Origin of the sequence: Centipeda artemidis DSM 19719, from assembly GCF_000426665.1 — a bacterium.
Classification (GTDB): domain Bacteria; phylum Bacillota; class Negativicutes; order Selenomonadales; family Selenomonadaceae; genus Centipeda; species Centipeda artemidis.
This window is the reverse complement of sequence record NZ_AUFU01000021.1, coordinates 1-17,675: the sequence shown is the minus strand read 5'-3', so window position 1 is coordinate 17,675 and position 17,675 is coordinate 1. Positions and strand designations below refer to the sequence as shown.

Below are 17,675 nucleotides of genomic sequence, written 5' to 3'. Positions count from 1 at the left end.
ACTTCCATCCGCTGCAAGGTGGAGCATCCGTTCCTCATTGTGAAGCGGCTGTTCCAAGCGGGCAGGACAAGGTATCGTGGCATCAAGAAGAACCTGCTCCGTTACTATCTGCTCTTTGCATCGGCGAACCTCGTCATGTGTTTGAGGGCAGGAAGGCAGAGGGCGTTCTGCATGACAATGGGATAAGTGCGCCCTTTTTCCAAAATTTCCCGGTGAAATGGGCGATTCGGGGAAGAAAAAGGGGCAATGAGAGCAGTGTTGCACGCTCTTTTGTATTGCAATTTGTGAAATTTGTGTCTGCGGATCAGCTGGCTGTGATTATCCACTATTTATCAGTGATTCCTTAGACGAAATCATTATCATCTAGATATATAACACAACTTCATAAATCAAATGAAAAAAATATTTTTATATAACATTTACCAGAATGGAAAAATTTTTATCATTGTGCTATAATTGTTTTACAATAAAAAAGACTTTTGTCTCAGAATATCCGGTATCTTGCCGGTGTCATTGTGAAAGGGCGTGACGCTTCCCATGGAAAGCATTCGAGCACTACTCTTTGACACGCGATCGATTCAGCGGTACATATTCTCAGGCAGCCGCCTGAAAACGCAGATCGGGGCGTCGTATTTGATTGCGCAGGTGTTTCAAAAATTTCTTGTGGAGGAAACGCTGTGCAAAGATGTATTCAGTCCGTCGGATGTTGAGGATCTGAGCGATGCGAACGCGCTTGCATCCGGTCAGTCGATCGATTGGAGCAAGATGGAGACGAAGTGCCGCGTTGCCTATATTGGCGGCGGCAATGCGCTCGTCCTTTTGCGCGGCGATGTGACGGAGGAGACGGCGAAGCGTATCGTTACGTCCTTTACGACGCATCTTCTTGCGCATTGTCCGGGGCTGCATACCGGAGTGGCGTTTGCCGAGCACATTGATTTCTCCTCGCCCGTATCGTTCCGTGAGACGTTTGATGCGCTGTATAAAAAGCTAAAACAGAATCAAAATACCGTATTTCCCGCTGTCCATATGCCGTATACAGGACTGACACACGCGTGCAGTCTCAACGGCGAGACGGCGGATTTTTTTGATGCGAATCATATCCTAGCGCGCGATGGTTCGTCGCAGCGCTTCTTTTCACAGGAGATGGCGGCAAAAGCCGTTGCCGCGCAGGGGGCGGATCAGCATCTGCATAAAATTCTGTCGCATTTCCTCGCTGTCATGGATGAGCGCGACGGGACGGAGCGGCATCTGAAATTTGATGAATTTGCCTTCCCGATGGAACTCGATCTCATGGGACAGCGCAACGGCGGCACGACGGCAAACGATCCGTGCAATGATATAGCGATCGTGCATATCGACGGCAACAACATGGGGAAAAAGTTCCAACAATGCGAGGATCTATCGGCGCGCCGTGCCCTTTCCCTCGCTCTTCTGCGGCGTTCGCAGGCGGCGTTTGCAGAACTCGTCGCGGGCATCATGGACGAATATGAGACTTATACGTTCCTGTCATTGGAGCACAGTCCAAAGAAATATCTGCCCCTGCGCCCGATCATTTTGGGCGGCGACGACATCACGTTCGTCTGTGCCGCGCAGGTCGCGCTTCGTTACACGACGCGTCTCATGAAACTGCTTGCAGCACCGGATGAGAAGGAACCTGCGGGGTTAAAGAAAGGCATGGACTGCTGCGGCGGCATTGCCATACTGCCGACGTCCTATCCGTTTTTCCGCGGGTATGAACTCGCGGAGCAGCTTTGCGGCGCCGCCAAAGCAGAGATGCGCAAGAGACTTGCTGCGGACGGTACGGGCAGCAGCTCGTGGATCGACTTCGCCATTTTGCACGGCGAGCAGCCGCCGGAGCTGATACAGCTGCGGGAGCAGGAGTATCGCGGGCTGCGCGGTACGCTCCATTTCGGTCCGTATCGTGTGGATGCGGGCGAGGGAGATGTGCAAAACGCGGTACATCTCGTGCGCGCGGCGCACGCTCTGCATAAACTCCCGTCGAATAAGGTCAAGGAGCTGCGCGAGATCCTCACGCGCGATGAGCATACCACACGGCAATTCTTGACACAGATGGCGCATCTCGATATCGACTTTCCGGTCGTCGCAGGCTGGGAAGCATATGGGAAGGACGAGGCTCTGTGGCACGAGAACCGTACGCCCTATGTGGATGCGATCGAGATGATGGATTACATTCCGAAGGAATTTGACGAAGAGGAGGACATGCGATGAAGGCGTTTGAGGAACGCTCCGTACGGATTCAAACTCTGTCGCCGCTGCATCTCGGCTCGGGCAGAGCGCAGGTCGTCCTTGATGCGGAGATCGTACACGATGACTGCGGGCTGCCCTATTTCCCCGCAAAGCGGTTCAAGGGATTGCTCTATGAGAGCGCTGTGGAGGTTGCCGAGATGATGGACGCCTGCGCCGCGGCGAGCGATTTGCGCGCAGAGATCGATGCACTGTTTCGCCACGGGACGAGCGGTGACGCGCAGATCGTCGTGCATGATTTCCACATGGAAGGAGCGGAGAAAATGCATGAGGATTGGCGGCGTCTTCTGCGTGATTATCCGGAGATCCTGCGCACCGAGGATGTACTCGAGCTTTATACGACGGTACGCTATCAGACGAAAATTGATCCCGAGACGGGGACGGCGGCGGATACGTCGCTGCGCAATTTGCGGCTCTTAAAAGAGAACGTCACATTTGCCGGCAGTATCGGTCTGGAGAATCCCGCCCCGCGTCATTGGGGCATCATTGCGCTTGCCCTGCGGAACTTGCGTCATGCGGGCGGGAAGCGCAACCGCGGCTTTGGAAAAATCAAGTGCACACTCGAAAAAGAAAGCGATCACGCGAAGCTCATAGAGAATACGATAAAGGAGATGGGGTTATGCAATCGATCAAAGTGATGCTAAAGACGCTGTCGCCTGTCGTCGTGTCCACGCGGAGCGGCGCTGCCGTCATGACCGAAACGCAGGAGTTCTTCAGCGGGAGCATCCTGCGCGGCGTCTTTGCAGGACGATATATCGCCGTGCGTGGACTCGGAAAAAAAGCGCACGAAGATGAAGCGTTTCGCCGCCTTTTCTGCGGCGACCTGCGGTTTTTGCCGGCATATCCTGCCATCGGCGATATGCGCAGTTACGTCCTCCCTCTTTCGCTGCAAAAGGACAAGGCGGGGAATGAGTTGCGCGACCTAATGAACGATCTGCCGGAAGCCGGGGATAAGAATTGCCAGGGCTTTGGCACGGTCACCGCGGACGGAATCGTGCAAACCGCACACATCCGCACGGAACTCTCTCTGCATATGAGCCGGTCGGGCGATACCGAACGGATCGCGGGGCGCAGCGCGGACGGGAACATCTATAACTATGAGGCAATCGCGCCGGGGCAGACATTTGCCGGTATGATCATCGGCAGTGATGCGGATCTAGAGGAGCTGCGCGCGGCACTCTGTCCGGATGATCGTCCGATGCACTGCTATATTGGACGCTCGCGGCATACGCAGTATGGGAAATGTGAGCTGACGTTCTCCGCCCCGGCGCCTTGCGCTGCGGGGGATATACCTGTGCCGCAGGACGACGTGCTTTATTTGCGGCTCGATACGCCGTTCCTTCCGCTTTGCGGATGCTGTAACCATGCCGGGAATGCATTGCGTGAAATCGTATCCGGGCTCGGCGAAGATGTCCGGCTCGATATGGAGCGACCGATCTTCTCCGCCGCACAGGAAGCGGATAACTTCGTCGGCGTCTGGGGACTGCGGCGCCCGCGTGCCGTAGGATTAGCAGCAGGCACCGTCTTTGCCGTACGTAAAACCACAGGCGCGTGGAGTGCGGAGGATCTGCGCCGCGTGCAGAAACTGTGCGCACGCGGTTTTGGACGGCGCATGGAGGAGGGCTTCGGACAGGTGCGTCTTTGGACGCAGCATCCGCAGTTGACAATGGCGAACGGTGTCCTGACCGAGGAGAAATCCACCGAGAAAAGCACGGTCGGCGAGCTCCACAAGAAGGTGCGCGGCGGTGTGCAGCGCATCCTTAAAGAGCGCTGCATCGCACAGTTCCGCCTCTATGCGATGGCGTCTGCCGAAACGATGTCTTTGGAAGAAAGCTCGAACCACGTCTTTGCGCGGCTTGCATACATCCTGCAAGCGGATCGTCCTCATTGGACGCAGAAAGAATTTCAGGAGCGGTTTACTGCCGAGATGGAGGGAGCGGGCGACACTTTCAAGAATAATCTCGCCAAACTGCGCCCCGACGGCGGACGCAGCATCGATAAGATTCTGCAAGGCGATATGACACAGCTCTACAAAGAAAAGCTCGTATCGTGGCACGAAGCGGCATTCGGAGAGAAGGCGGGAGCGGCAAAAGAGCTGATCGACGCCGTGGGATTCCGCCCGGAGGCCTATGCCGACGAACTGTGCCGTGCCTATTGGCAGACGTTCCTGCGCCACGCGCGCAAGCACGGCAATGCGGGGAAGAAGGAGGGCGCGCAATGAATCCAAGCATCGTTGGAAAATTTATCATCACAGGGAAAATGAGGCTGCTCTCGCTGCTGCTCATCGGTACGGGCAGTCCCGATGAGACACGGAACGAGTGCGACATTCAAGTACTGCGCGACCGGGAGGGGCATCCGATCATTCCCGGATCGTCGCTCGCAGGTGTTCTGCGCGACTTCTTCCGCCGGCAAAATCCCGCCGGATATACCGTTCTCTTTGGCAGCGAGGGGAATGCGAAGAAAGAAATCTATCAAAGCGCGGCCGCCATCGATGATGTAAAGCTGTCGGGCGGAGAGATCACCTTCCGCGACGGCGTGTCCATCGATGCATATACGGGCACGGCGGTCATGGGGATGAAATACGACTATGAGGCGGTGGAGCGCGGCGCGGTCGGCGACTTCTCGCTCACGGTTACCGAGCGTACGTTCATGCACGGCAGCTATGACATAGAGGAGAGCGTGCAGACACTGCTGGATTTCCTCGCCGGGGGCTTTTCCGTGGGGGCGCTGACCGCCGTCGGATTTGGCCGTGTGCGCTGTGAGGAACTCGCCGCCGGATATTATGACTTTGCGCAGAAGGAAAATGTTCTCGCATGGCTTTCTCAGGAAGAGCCCGACGCGGTACATGCGGCGAAACGCTTTGCGCCGCGCGCAGAAGAGCTCCCTCTGCCGGGTATGTGCCGCGTGACGGCGGACTTTGCCCTGCGCACCTCTCTGCTCGTGCGCGATCAAGACGTCAGCGATGTGAAACTGAGGAACGCCGTTGACGACTATGACCTCTTGGGCAAGAACCGCGAGAGCATCGACACCGTTCAGCGCATGAGCCGCAAAGACTACCTCGTCCCGGGCAGGAGCATCAAGGGCGTTCTGCGCAAGCGTGCCGTTCATATCCTGCGCGCGATCTGCCGTGACATCACGGGCACGCAGAACGCCGCCGTGCAGGAGACGTTCATCGACCGGATGATGGGTATGTCGGATAAAAAAGCGAAACAAAAGAGCAGACTCAGCGTATCGGAGATGTATCTTTCCAAAAAAGATTTCACCGCGGCGGTACAGCCGCGCGTACGCATCGATCGCTTCGTCGGCGGACATATGGACAGTGCGCTCTTTTTCGACGCACCCATTTGGCAAAAGGAGAAAGACCGTGCGGGACTGCATCTTGCGCTCGAACTGCGCGCGTCGGAGGATACGGAAGAAGGGCGTGCGCGGAGCGAGGCGGAGATCGGATTGCTGCTCCTCCTGCTCAAGGATCTCTGGCGCGGCAACATTGCGATCGGCGGAGGAAAATCCGTCGGGCGCGGTCGTCTCATCGGCAAGGGCGCAGTGATGGAGCTTGACGGCACGCGTTACCGGTTGGATGCCGACGGGAAACTCGTCGAGGGAGATGCGGTGCAGTTAGAGAAGTATATTGCGGCGCTCCGGCGAGCAATGGAGAAAACGGAGGTGCACGCATGAGCGGCATCAGCTTAGCAAAAGAACCGTACAAAGTGTCTGATATATCAAGTCAAATAGAGCACGTGCACATCGCCGGAGATGTGCAGTCACTTTGCGACGAAGCGGCAAAACATATCGAACACGGCGTTGTCATCCTGTGGCAGCTCCATGCGGTCACATGGGGGCAATTTGTAAGTGGGCAAATCACACTCGCGGGCGGCGCGGAGGTGAATCCTCTTTATATCCGGGAACTTCGTGTCTTTGATGAGAATGCTGAGCTGCATCTTTTGCACAGCGGCGATGCATTTACCGGTCGGTGGCGCATCGATGGCACGGGCGAAGAGGTGCAGTATATTGACAGCTTTAGCCCACTCTGGGGATCGCGTGAGAGTGACGTCGCGGGCGGCTATGCCGTTCTCGCGGACAGGGAGCGCGGTCTGCGCATGGAAGTACCTGTAGAAGCGGAATCCGAGCAATACGGTCTCCTGACGCGCGGCTACATCGTCACGGATGAAAATACGGGGCAGGCAGGCTATGGCGATCATCGGTTTATCGGGATTGCACCGGTGTAAGGGGGGAGAGACTTATGGCTGACAATGAGCTTACGAATGCACTTCTTGCAATGTACGGAAAAGATCATAATAAGGAGAAGCAGCAGAAGACACAGGCGCAGAAGAAGAAGAAAGCGCCAAAACCGATTATTATGGACACGGGGAATAACGCCAGTCGCTCCATGGGGAGATCGGGTGGAAATGCCGGCGGCGGGCGATCCGGCGGATACGCGGGAGGCTCTTCCCATGGCGGCGGACGGCAGACGGGCATTTCCCATGGCGGCTCCTCGCGCGGCAACAACTGGCCGTCGCCGAGACAGCCCGACGGAAATTTTAGCATCGCCTACAACTTCGTCTCGCTTCCCGAAGCGATCCTCGCCTCGCCGCTGGAGGATGTCGTTCACGGTGCGCCTTTGCGTGCAAAGAAGAAAAAAACGAAAGAGGACGATGCGGCGTATAAGAACGCGTACCGTTCCTACATCGAGAACGTCGGCGTTTGCAGCGGTCATATCGACCTGCATTTTCAGACACTCACGCCGCTCTTTATCGGCGGCTTTGACGCAGAGGAAGAGGAGGTGCACGGATTTTTCTCGCCTGCGGGACGCCCCGTCATCCCGGGGAGTAGCCTGCGCGGCATGGCACGCAGCCTTTTTAAGATCGTTACGGCGGGATCGATGCGCGAGGGAGAGGACTTTACCAATCGCCATTTATACTTCCGCGGCATGGCGGCAAGACGAGGTAGTTTCCACGACCATTATGTCGATGAACTCGTGCAGTCCGTTCCCGGGCAGAGAAAGAGCAAGACGCGTGCGCAGGCGGGCTTTCTCATGCGCGTGGGGCAGAACTACTGCATCTCGCCGGCAAAGCATGAACCCGTATCGGCATCCGGCAACGACCTCATAGGTCCGAAAGCCTGGTGGTCGGATCAGGATAAGAGTGTCGTCTGCGCCACCGGAAAAATGCAAAACAAAAAGCACAATGAGCGCATCTATGGTGCACAGTGGAACGTGCGTCATACCATCCCGCAGGAGGTCGTCAACGATTATACGAGCGATAAGAGCAGGTTCAGCGGCGACCAACAGAACAAAGAGTTTTCACTGCTGGATGCGCCGAACCTTGCGCTCACTGCGCCTGAGAAGATCAAAGCCTTCACCGGGCGCGACGACATCGACTATCTTGTGCCGTGCTTCTACGTCGAGCGACAGGGCGTTGTAAAGCATTTCGGTCAGGGCCCGTATTACCGTATCGCCTACAACGACAGCATCGCGGATCGTGTGCCGGCATCGCTGCGCGATGATCTCATCGACTTCACCGACGCCGTGTTCGGAGCGACGGAGTATTGGGCGGGGCGCGTCTCGTTTGAGGATGCAGAGCTCGAAGGCGAGGTTAAATTCCTGAGCCCTGCACTCTCAAAACCTCTGATGGAAGCAAAACCGACGTCCTTCCAACTCTATTTGGAACAAAATGGCAGCCACACAATGCACTGGGATGAGGACACCTCGATCCGCGGCGCAAAACTTTATTGGCATCGCAAGATCGGCGATAAAGAGTGGCGCGCCACAAAGGATGATCCTGTCATCACCGGAACGAAGGAGATTCGTCCCGTCGCGGCGGGGGCTTCGTTTACAACGCGGCTCTATTTTGAGCGTCTGAGCCAAGTGGAGCTTGGGGCGCTGCTCAAGGTATTCTACCTTCAGCGGGATTCTCGTGCAGAGGGAAAGAAGATTGCCTACAAAATCGGCAGAGGAAAATCACTCGGCATGGGAAGCATCCGCCTGACCAAGCACCCGCAGCTCTTCATCGATGATGCCCGGAGCGCTTACGGGAGCTTTCTCACGGACGGCACGATCGCGCCCTCCGTCGCTGCGGAAGAACCGACATCGTATGTCGAGGCATTTGACGCATTCGCCAAAGAGCATATGGCGGATAAAGAGCTGAAGCGTTATGATCTCATGATGGAGGAACTCCTGACACTGCTCGACTGGAGCAACACAGAAAACCAGGTCTGGAAGGATAAAACGAAGATGATGGGCGTCGACAACAGGAACTTTAGAGAGCGGAGCGTCCTCCCCGACGCACTGAGCTTCGTGAACTCTACGAGGAGTCCTCGCAGATGATGCTCGGGGCGCTTCTCCTGCATTTGCGCGCGACCGGTGCAGGGTCGATGCCCGTTCATGCAGGGCGGCTGTTACATGCCGCCCTGTTTTGTATGCTTCGGGACAAAGCGCCGGCATTATCCACGGTACTGCACGACGACATGCAACGCAAACCGTTTACCGTCAGCGATCTCATAGGAATGCACGCACAGCCCCCTGCGCGGGGGCATAGACGTGTACGCGCAGGAGACACATACCGCTGGCGCATCACAGCGCTCGACACGGAGGTTTTACACATCCTCATGGAGCTGCGCGTAGGGGACACACTGCGCGTCGGCGCAGTGGATTATATCATCGACGAGATCGTCGCGGATCGCGCCGTCTCCGATGAGGTCGGCACGGTGGATGCCAAAGATCTCGTTGCCGCCTGCATGGCGCAGGAAAATGTCGGTGAACTGATACTTGAGTTCCGTTCGCCCGTCTCCTTTCGCTCCTTTATCGACGACTATCCGTTCCCGCTGCCAGAGCTGATCTTCACATCGCTCGCGGATAAATGGCGGCAAATTGAAACATCCTTTGATATTGACAGAGACGCGCTGCGCGAACGTGCCGCGTCTCTCGTCCCGCGGCGTTGGTCGGGGGAGAGCCGCACCGTCTTTCTCGAAAAGCAACGCGGTGTCACAGGCTTTATCGGCAGCTTTACATTCTCACTGCACCGACTGGCGGAGGAAGAACGCGGGATATTTCTCCTGCTCGCGCAGTTCGCCTTTTTCTCAGGAGTCGGGCGTCTCACCGCGCAGGGACTTGGGCAGACACACTGCAAATTTGGCTAGAGAGGACGTGAATCTATGGAAGTCCACGGCATGATCTTGTTTTTAAGCACCATACATTTTAACAAAGATGGTACTCTGCCCGTCCCAACGGATTATCAGACGGAGGATAGACGCGAGATCAAGGGATGCATTCAAACCAACGAGGCGGCGATGTGCGCGCTTGCTCGTGCGCTTGAGCAACAGAACAAGCAGCTCGATCATGTTTTTTACTTCGCCTCTGTCGAGGTTTGTCGAGACAAGATGATCGGAGGCGAGATGACCAACGAGGCGGCATTTGTTGAACAGCATCTCAAGATGATTTGCCCGAGCCTGAAGCAGACCCGTTTTCACCAGATCGCCTATGATGAAGAGGATCCCGTCGAAGAGAGCATCCATTACATCGGACGAATGGCGGAGTTCATCAATCGTACGCTTCGAGGGAAAAATAGAGTGCGCAAAGAGATCGTCCTGCACGCCGATGTGACGGGGGGACCGCGCAACGCGAGCATGATGATGCTCAACGTCATGCGCCTCATGGAGTATTGCGGCATTCGTGGCGGCGAGGTGTATTACACGGACTACAACAAACGGCTCATCTCCTCTGCACGCAGCGTTTATCGCACCTTTGCCCTCGTCTCCGGCGTCGACGAATTTGTCCGCTACGGTAGTGTGCGCTCCCTTGAGGAGTATTTTAACGGCACGCAGAGCGAGCTAGAGGAAACCTCTCCCGAGCTAAAAGCCCTCCTGCGCGCTATGCATGAGTTCTCCGACGCGATTCGCATCTGTAGGACGGGCGTACTCGAGGAAAACCTGCGAGCGCTGCATAACGCCCTGCGGGCATTCCAAGAAAAGCGGGACAGAGAGTATCACGAAATGCTTTTTGGAACCCTGATGAACACCTTGAGCGGGGAATACGGCGCCCTGCTCACCGAGGAAAAGCCCAATCGGCTGGACATCATCCGCTGGTGCCGGGACAAAGGCTTCCTGCAGCAGGCGATGACGCTCTGCACAGAGTGGCTGCCTGTATATTTTGTTGACAATAAAATATACTATACGGACGATGAATGTATTATTGACCGGTGTGATAACGGACAGCGTACATGGGAGATGGAGTTTGTTATCAACTATAAAACAATCCCCGTCTCCAAGAAAACCGATACACTAGCCAACCGTATCAAGGCGCTGAGAGCTCTGTTCAGCGAGATGAAGGAGGATCAATCGCTCATACCAAGCCCGGAACAGGCGCCGTTTCTAATAGAAAAGGATCTTAACTTGCTTGCCGCAGTACAGCGTATTGATAATATGCGTGCAAGATTTGGCGGTGAGTGGAGCAAACATCTGCCTGCTGTGCAGAACCTCGTTCGGTATCTCTATGAGAATAGGCCTACAGCCGGGACTACGAAATGGAGCCAATTTGAACGAAAATGCACACATAAACACGTCCTTAATATCATGCATACGCTTCCCGTAGATACCTTACAAGACCTCTTTTCATTGGGGGCGGAGGATGGGGAAGAGGATTCGATAGAGATTCCCTGCGATGTAGATTATACAATGAGAAGATACGCAGAACTGCTGGAAAATGGCATCGCTAAAACAAACTATGGTCAAGCCGAGGTGCTGAGTATCCTAGAGTCCTACCGGCAGATCCGCGAGCAGCGCAACCAAATCAACCACGGAAACTATGAGAATGTCAGATCTGCCGAGGAGGTCGAGAAGCTCATCGACCTCTGTCTCGCACAGATCGACAGTCTCAGGCGTCATGGAGATGCACCCTCTGATGTCTTGCAGAGGAAAATTGCCGTCTGGCAGTCCATGCCACGCAACAATCCATCGGAACTTGCCGCCGCAGACGGCTTCTTTGATGCGCAGCTCATGCCGCTCGCCAAAGAAAAATTCTGCGCGCGCGCACAGAAACAAAAACTGCCCGCCTATTACGGCATGATCCTCACGCTCGGCACCTCATGGCAGCCGCTCGCGCTGACACTTGCCGCGCTCCGGCCGCAGCGCGCGCACATCCTCTGCACAAAAGAGACCGCACATCTATGCGAGCGTATCCGTGCATTCCTAGCGCTGTCCGAGGACAGCCTATCGCATACCGTCATTGGACGCAGTGACGCGGACGCTGTCTTTGCTGCCGTGCGGGAACGGCATAGCGCATGGGCGGCGCACGGTGCATGTGCCATGGACATCACCGGCGGGACAAAGGCGATGGCGTCCGCCGCCGCCATGATCGCAGCTGTCCTCGGCATAGACATCTACTATGTAGAGAGCACCTATCTGCCGCTCTACCGGCGTCCCTTGCCCGGCAGCGAACGACTTGAACGACTTCCGAGCGCATCCTAAACTCGCATGTTTTTCTGCTGTTACTCACATATCGCGCATGTTATACTCTCTTCGTAAAGGGACATATGGAGCAAACCGAGAGGAGGACAACATGCGCTATATCATTTGTTATGATATCACCGAAGACCGCATCCGCAGACGCGTCGTGAACTATCTCGAATCATTCGCCTATCGAATGCAGTACAGCGTATTTTGCTGCGATCGCAGCACACGCGAGCTTGAGAAGATGCGTAAAGAACTCACGAGCCTCACAGCCGCCTCTGAGCGATGTGCCCTCCTCATCGCGCCGCTTTGCGAAAATTGCGCGAGCCGTATGTGGCAGACGGGGACATGGATGGAAGAGGAACGGCTTTGTGTCGTCGCCTAATGGACAGCAGAAAGGCAGGGATGAACATGTGTGTCGTATACTTATTGCAGGATGGCAGCAAAGCAAAAAAACAGGGCGGGCGCATCATCGTCGAAAGCCGTGACGGCGCCGTCAGCAGTGTACCGATTCAATGCGTGACCGGCGTTGTCGTCGGCGGCGCAGCGCAACTCTCCACACAGGCAGTATTCGCCCTCTTGGAGCAGGGCGTTGCTCTCTCCTACATCGACTTTTATGGACGCGTCAAAGGCCAGCTCTCCCCATCGGGCGCCGATGCCGCCGCCATGCATGCACAGGCACGTTGCCTTGGGAATGAAGGTTACTGCAAAACACTCGCAAAAGAGCTCGTGCAGGAAAAAATCACAGCCCAATATCGCCTGCTCTCTTACTACAGCAAAAAGTACATTGCATCCATCCTCACCGATACCGTCTCCGAGCTCAAGGTCATGGCAAAACAAGTCTCATGGGGCGGCGGCATTGACCGCCTGCGCGGGCTGGAGGGAACGGCGGCGCGCCTGTACTTCGAGGCATTTGGCTACCTCGTCAAAAAACTCGGCTGGGCATGGAGGGGACGCTCCCGCAGACCCGCAGCGGATGGCGCAAATGCCCTTCTCAACTATGGCTATGCGTTTCTCGAGCGCGACGTGCGCGTTGCCATGGCGGGCGCGGGGCTCGACGCACGCAACGGATTCCTGCACAGCAACAACGCTCGCAAGGACAGCCTCGTCTATGACCTCATGGAGAAATATCGTGCGGACATCACAGAGCGGTTCAACCTCAAACTCATGCATCTGCGTATCCTCACCGAAGACGAACTCGTCTCTACCAATGAAGGATGGCGCATCTCCGATGAGGCGAGGAAAAAATACTGCGAACGTTACGAAGCATACATGGAAGAACCCACCAAAGAGCATGACGGCAAGAGCAGACGCGCCCTCCTGCGCGAAAGTGTCAAGACATTTGCCGATCGACTCGGAGACGTCCTGCTCGAAGCAAGCTAAAAAGGAGAGGGGCGTCAATCTGCGCCCTCCGCCCCATATCTCGGCGTATGCTAGAAAAGGAGAAAAACATGGAAAAGCATATCATGCTGCTCTTTTTGAGCCGCATCCAAACCAAAGACGGAAAGCTCTCTCCCGCACACTATAAAGATATTGATGACGCTACTTATACTACCAATGAATCCGCCGTACGCTATCTCAGCAAGAAGGTCATCATTGACCACATGTTTGCACTTGTTACGGAGAGCGTAGAAAAAGGCATCGTACCGGCAGAGGAGGCGCTCGGAAAGACACACCTCGGCTATTTTCAGCATCGAATCAAAGATATATGTCCCAATATTGATTCCAAGGAGTTCTTTACACCGTGTCACTATGACGAGAAAATGCCTGCCGGTGAAATGCTTCTCGCCGTCACCGGTATCGCAGACCAAATCATGGAGTATGTGCGTACGGCACGTGCGGCGGAGGACGATATTATCCTACACGTCGATACCACTGGAGGGATGCGCCACACCAACATGATGCTGCTTGCCGTCATGCGCCTTTTGCAGTACAACAACGTAAAGATCGGACGTATCCTATACTCCGATTACAGAGGGGCAAATAATGAGAGTATCGTTGAGGAAATCAATAACGTCTACGGACTCTTTGACGTCATAGCAGGTGCAGAAGAATTTGTCCGATCCGGCAGCGTATCCACGCTCAACGATTATTTTCATGCCGATGATAAAGAGCTTTCAACGGAGCTGTCGAATCTTTTGACCGCCATGCAGAAATTTTCCCAAGAAATCAAGCTCTGCCATCGCGGCAGTTTCATTGATGCGGCGACCCAGCTCAAAGAGGATATGCAAATGTTCTTTGAACACAGCAAAAAAACGTCGAAAGACACGCGTAGACAGTGGGACGCCCTCATGGCACAGATCGAGCCGCGCCTATGGGGGGATTACCGGGATCTGATCACCTCCGGTGACATCAATATCGACACCATATCCCTCATACGCTGGTGCCTCAAGAACGATCACCTCCAGCAGGCGCTCACACTCTACACCGAATCGATGCCTGATTATTGGCAAGAATCCGGACTTATCACAATCACGCCCGCAGGGAGAGATATGGCGAAAGCGAGCAGGAAAAAAGAAGATAAGCGCCCCCTGGAATTTTGGCTGCTAACCGCTTTTGATCCCACAAATGACGAGGGGAATGAAAACTTGACGGAGGAAGACAAGGCAAAAAGGAAAGAACTGGCATCCTGTGAAGGAAGCGAAAAACGACGTGCGGCAGAGACCGTTAAAAAAATATTTGAAGACAAAAAAATAGAATGGAGCGCCGCGCAAGAGATCATCGAGAATCTAGTGAAGGAATTAGAAGATCAATACATGCACATTGCCGAAAAAGACGAATTGTGCGCATGGATCGAAGACCTCCTGAGCGCCAGCGCAGCAGGGGAACACGAACTCGATAGCGACAGCAAAGCCGTACAAAAATACAAAGAAATCCACGCAAAAATCAAACCGAAATCGTTGCCTGACGTTGCTAAAAAGATTGATTTGGAGAGTAGCCACGTCTCGGTGACCGCATTGTGGAACGTCTTTGCGAACCTCAATAGAGATCAATGGAAAAGTAAAATTTGCCGTGCGGAACGAGATCCTGCATTTAAGTTAAAATTCCTGTGCAAAGAAGGCTTCGTCGAAACCCCGATGACAGGCGCAGAGATGGACGCCCTCATCGAGCACTACCAAGAGCTTCGCGACGAGCGCAACCACGTCAACCACGCCCGCAAAGACAGGGGAAAATTCACCTCCGTCGATGCACTCAAAGGCTGCATGAATGACGCACTTGACGACCTTGATGAACTCGTGAAAAAATATAAACATTAATGCGGAGAACAACTCCTTGGGGACATCACGGTAGCGCAACACTTTTGCCGCAAACGGAACAGCCAACGCCGCCCCCGTAGGGGCACGGCGTTGGCCGTGCCCTCTAACAACATACGGCGGCATCGCTTTGTTATCGCTTAATTGTGCTCATACTGCGCCGCCGTCTCCCGCAGCACATTTCGCATCCGCTCCCGCCATACCGTGGGTGAAAGAATCTCCACCGCCGCCCCCAGCGATAAAACCTTCTCGAACACCTCCCGCGTATCGAACGCATAATAGCGTACCGTCAGCACATACGAACGACCCTCCCGGTACGCCTCCTTATCATACGAACCAAACAGCAAAAAACACCGCTCCACCGCATTGTTCCGCTCGTGAACACGCAGACGCAGAGAGCGGCGTTTTTTATTGAGAAACGCTTGAAATATCGCTTCCATATCCTCAGGAATCGGCGCCTCGACGCATCGAACTGCAGAGAACTGTGACAGACGCAGCTTGAGGATGCCTCCCTCCACCGCATCCCAAACAAGCAGCATATACACATCGCTCGACAGATCATACACCATACGGCAAGGGGATACAGTACCCTCCTGCACATCCCCGCCGCACTTTTTCATCCGGTAAAACACCTGCCTGCGTTCGAGAAAAGCCGTGCGCAGTGTCTCTATGTGCCGCATCACACGCATGTTGCCGCATTGACCCGTGGGCACAGAGAGAAGAGGAACGAGTGGATCAACATTCGGCAGCAGTGCACATAGCCGCCTGCGCAGCTCCCGCGGCAGCAGAAACGGATAGCGCATATCGAGCGCCATCGTCTTGATCCAACGCAGCTCCGTTTGCATCGGCGGCAGCGTCACATCCACGTCCGAATACGGAAGACGCAGCCCCACATAACGCCCTGCCGCATTAAAATCAAAGAGCGCATCCATAAAACCGTCCTGCATCCGGGCGGATAACTCCCGCCACGCAGGACAGAGAGCGCCAAGCCGAGCGCGCAGCATCTCACGCGAACAAACTGACCCGCCCACAGCCTCGTGGATCACCCGGACGAGCGCAAACCAAAGCGCACCCCTGAACGCATGAAAGAGAGGAAAAATAGAATCACTCATACCGCCGTAAAGCCTCCCTCACATCTTTTAACATATAGCTGCGCAGAGACTCCGGAGCAATAACGGCGCAGTAGGGATACATCGTTCTGAGAAAAGGAGCCAGGGAACGCGGATCTCGCGCAGCAAAATGCACCGTACAGCTATGACTTTTCTCACGTACAAATACAGCCAAAGGAAACTGCACCCGAATTCGCGCAGAGAGCGCACGTCGCATCGCCGCCGAATCAAAACAAAGACGCAGAGCAATCTCCGTATCTGCCTCACGCTTTTCATCTCCTCCTGCGCGCGCCTTCTGTCTCCGTGTTGATGCCCTCACAACACGCACATCGGACATCTTATCAATACGCAGCGAGAGCTGAGTACCTCCCTCCACTCCCGTCACATATCGCCGTTGATCCGATGTGCGAACCGATAGCGTATACGGCATCATCGTCCTGCACAGTGCAGAGCCTTCATAACAAAAAGACACTGCCTCCCTCCGCTCGATCGCAGAGATCAAGGTCAGGAGAACAGCGTCATCGAGAATGCGCACCGCAGGCGCATTTTTGAATAACCATAGCGTTTCGGTCGGCGCAGGAGGGAATGACCGATCAAGCACATCTGCCGGATCATAGCCCGGAACAGCAACGAGCGCAGCCTGCCGGTAGAATACCATAGCAAAGCGCAAGAGACGTGCATCCTCCGCCGAGAGAGTACGCAGCGGATTTTTCACAGCAGTAAATTGAGCCATCCCCATAGATGTACGGCGCAGGAGTCCCACCTCACAAAGGAGACGAAGATAAGAACGCAGCGTCGACTCATTCAAGTCGGGCATACCAAGAGCCAACCGGTTCAGCAGCTCTACCCGCGGCACTGAACGATCTAACGTCTGTACATATTGTAGAATGGAAAGCAAACAAAAGACCTGTATCGGACTTGTAAAGCCGGCACAGCGGAACGAATGAATCAAATAATTATTTGAAGACAGATAGGCATCTCCCCGGAGCGTCACATTCTGCACGTTCTTATGACGGGACTTCCTCACATACATCTCCGGCACGAACACCTCCATACGTCGACGCAGATCATCATAAGAACGACCGCTCACACCAAGCGCAATAAAATCTGCGCGCGCATAACAACCGTACGAAATACGGCGCAAAAAAGAGCGAAGCAAATCATAATGCTTCATAAAGGGCGTAAAAGGAGCGCCCTTGCGTCGCCCCATCCTCTCCGCGTCCCGTGCCAATAGAATCTCCTCCTATCAGTTTCTTATATAAAGGAATCACTGATAAATAGTGGATAATCACAGCCAGCTGATCCGCAGACACAAATTTCACAAATTGCAATACAAAAGAGCGTGCAACACTGCTCTCATTGCCCCTTTTTCTTCCCCGAATCGCCCATTTCACCGGGAAATTTTGGAAAAAGGGCGCACTTATCCCATTGTCATGCAGAACGCCCTCTGCCTTCCTGCCCTCAAACACATGACGAGGTTCGCCGATGCAAAGAGCAGATAGTAACGGAGCAGGTTCTTCTTGATGCCACGATACCTTGTCCTGCCCGCTTGGAACAGCCGCTTCACAATGAGGAACGGATGCTCCACCTTGCAGCGGATGGAAGT

13 protein-coding genes and 2 pseudogenes are annotated in these 17,675 nt (G+C 54.8%); 12 read left to right on the top strand and 3 right to left on the bottom strand.

Annotation, left to right across the window (positions count from 1 at the left end; genetic code table 11):
• The 12 genes and pseudogenes from K341_RS12420 to K341_RS0110145 form a co-directional block, all read left to right on the top strand.
• Positions 1-186, top strand: a pseudogene (locus K341_RS12420) (IS5 family transposase); the annotation flags it as partial.
• 351 nt (positions 187-537) lie between these two features.
• Positions 538-2,229 (top strand): Cas10/Cmr2 second palm domain-containing protein, encoded by a 1,692-nt coding sequence (locus tag K341_RS0110195; protein ID WP_037349666.1) that lies wholly within the window; start codon positions 538-540, stop codon positions 2,227-2,229.
• Positions 2,226-2,903 (top strand): RAMP superfamily CRISPR-associated protein, encoded by a 678-nt coding sequence (locus K341_RS11920; protein WP_071604424.1) that lies wholly within the window; start codon positions 2,226-2,228, stop codon positions 2,901-2,903. Before K341_RS0110195 ends, K341_RS11920 begins: the two co-directional genes overlap by 4 nt.
• Positions 2,885-4,486 (top strand): hypothetical protein, encoded by a 1,602-nt coding sequence (locus K341_RS12140; RefSeq protein ID WP_051217834.1) that lies wholly within the window; start codon positions 2,885-2,887, stop codon positions 4,484-4,486. Before K341_RS11920 ends, K341_RS12140 begins: the two co-directional genes overlap by 19 nt.
• Positions 4,483-5,940 carry an RAMP superfamily CRISPR-associated protein gene (locus K341_RS11910; RefSeq protein ID WP_051217832.1) on the top strand — a complete coding sequence of 486 codons (1,458 nt, stop codon included), beginning with the start codon at positions 4,483-4,485 and terminating at the stop codon, positions 5,938-5,940. The genes K341_RS12140 and K341_RS11910 overlap by 4 nt, the downstream gene beginning before the upstream one ends.
• Complete coding sequence (csx19, locus tag K341_RS11905; protein WP_051217830.1) at positions 5,937-6,491, top strand: type III-D CRISPR-associated protein Csx19; 555 nt, start codon at positions 5,937-5,939, stop codon at positions 6,489-6,491. Before K341_RS11910 ends, csx19 begins: the two co-directional genes overlap by 4 nt.
• A 14-nt stretch (positions 6,492-6,505) precedes the next feature.
• The gene (locus K341_RS12135; RefSeq protein WP_051217828.1) at positions 6,506-8,587 is read left to right on the top strand and encodes a TIGR03986 family type III CRISPR-associated RAMP protein; all 2,082 of its coding nucleotides are present in this window, start codon (positions 6,506-6,508) and stop codon (positions 8,585-8,587) included.
• Complete coding sequence (gene cas6 / locus K341_RS0110165) at positions 8,584-9,399, top strand: CRISPR-associated endoribonuclease Cas6 (RefSeq protein ID WP_051217824.1); 816 nt, start codon at positions 8,584-8,586, stop codon at positions 9,397-9,399. Before K341_RS12135 ends, cas6 begins: the two co-directional genes overlap by 4 nt.
• A 30-nt stretch (positions 9,400-9,429) precedes the next feature.
• Positions 9,430-11,724 (top strand): TM1812 family CRISPR-associated protein, encoded by a 2,295-nt coding sequence (locus K341_RS12130; RefSeq protein ID WP_051217823.1) that lies wholly within the window; start codon positions 9,430-9,432, stop codon positions 11,722-11,724.
• Positions 11,725-11,815: 91 nt separating this feature from the next.
• Positions 11,816-12,091 (top strand): CRISPR-associated endonuclease Cas2, encoded by a 276-nt coding sequence (gene cas2, locus K341_RS12125; protein WP_051217822.1) that lies wholly within the window; start codon positions 11,816-11,818, stop codon positions 12,089-12,091.
• Entirely contained in the window at positions 12,091-13,089 is a 999-nt protein-coding gene (gene cas1, locus K341_RS0110150) for a CRISPR-associated endonuclease Cas1 (RefSeq protein ID WP_026762726.1), read from the top strand. Before cas2 ends, cas1 begins: the two co-directional genes overlap by 1 nt.
• Positions 13,090-13,136: 47 nt before the next feature.
• Positions 13,137-14,963, top strand: coding sequence for a TM1812 family CRISPR-associated protein (locus tag K341_RS0110145; RefSeq protein WP_081657306.1), 1,827 nt, complete (start codon positions 13,137-13,139; stop codon positions 14,961-14,963).
• Between the two features lie 137 nt (positions 14,964-15,100).
• Here K341_RS0110145 and K341_RS11885 read toward each other — a convergent pair whose 3' ends face one another.
• The 3 genes and pseudogenes from K341_RS11885 to K341_RS11880 form a co-directional block, all read right to left on the bottom strand.
• Positions 15,101-16,072: a helix-turn-helix transcriptional regulator gene (locus tag K341_RS11885; RefSeq protein WP_081657305.1), complete on the bottom strand. Its 972-nt coding sequence runs from the start codon at positions 16,070-16,072 to the stop codon at positions 15,101-15,103.
• Positions 16,065-17,300: a helix-turn-helix transcriptional regulator gene (locus K341_RS0110135; RefSeq protein WP_026762724.1), complete on the bottom strand. Its 1,236-nt coding sequence runs from the start codon at positions 17,298-17,300 to the stop codon at positions 16,065-16,067. Before K341_RS0110135 ends, K341_RS11885 begins: the two co-directional genes overlap by 8 nt.
• 189 nt (positions 17,301-17,489) lie before the next feature.
• Positions 17,490-17,675: pseudogene (locus K341_RS11880) on the bottom strand (IS5 family transposase); the annotation flags it as partial.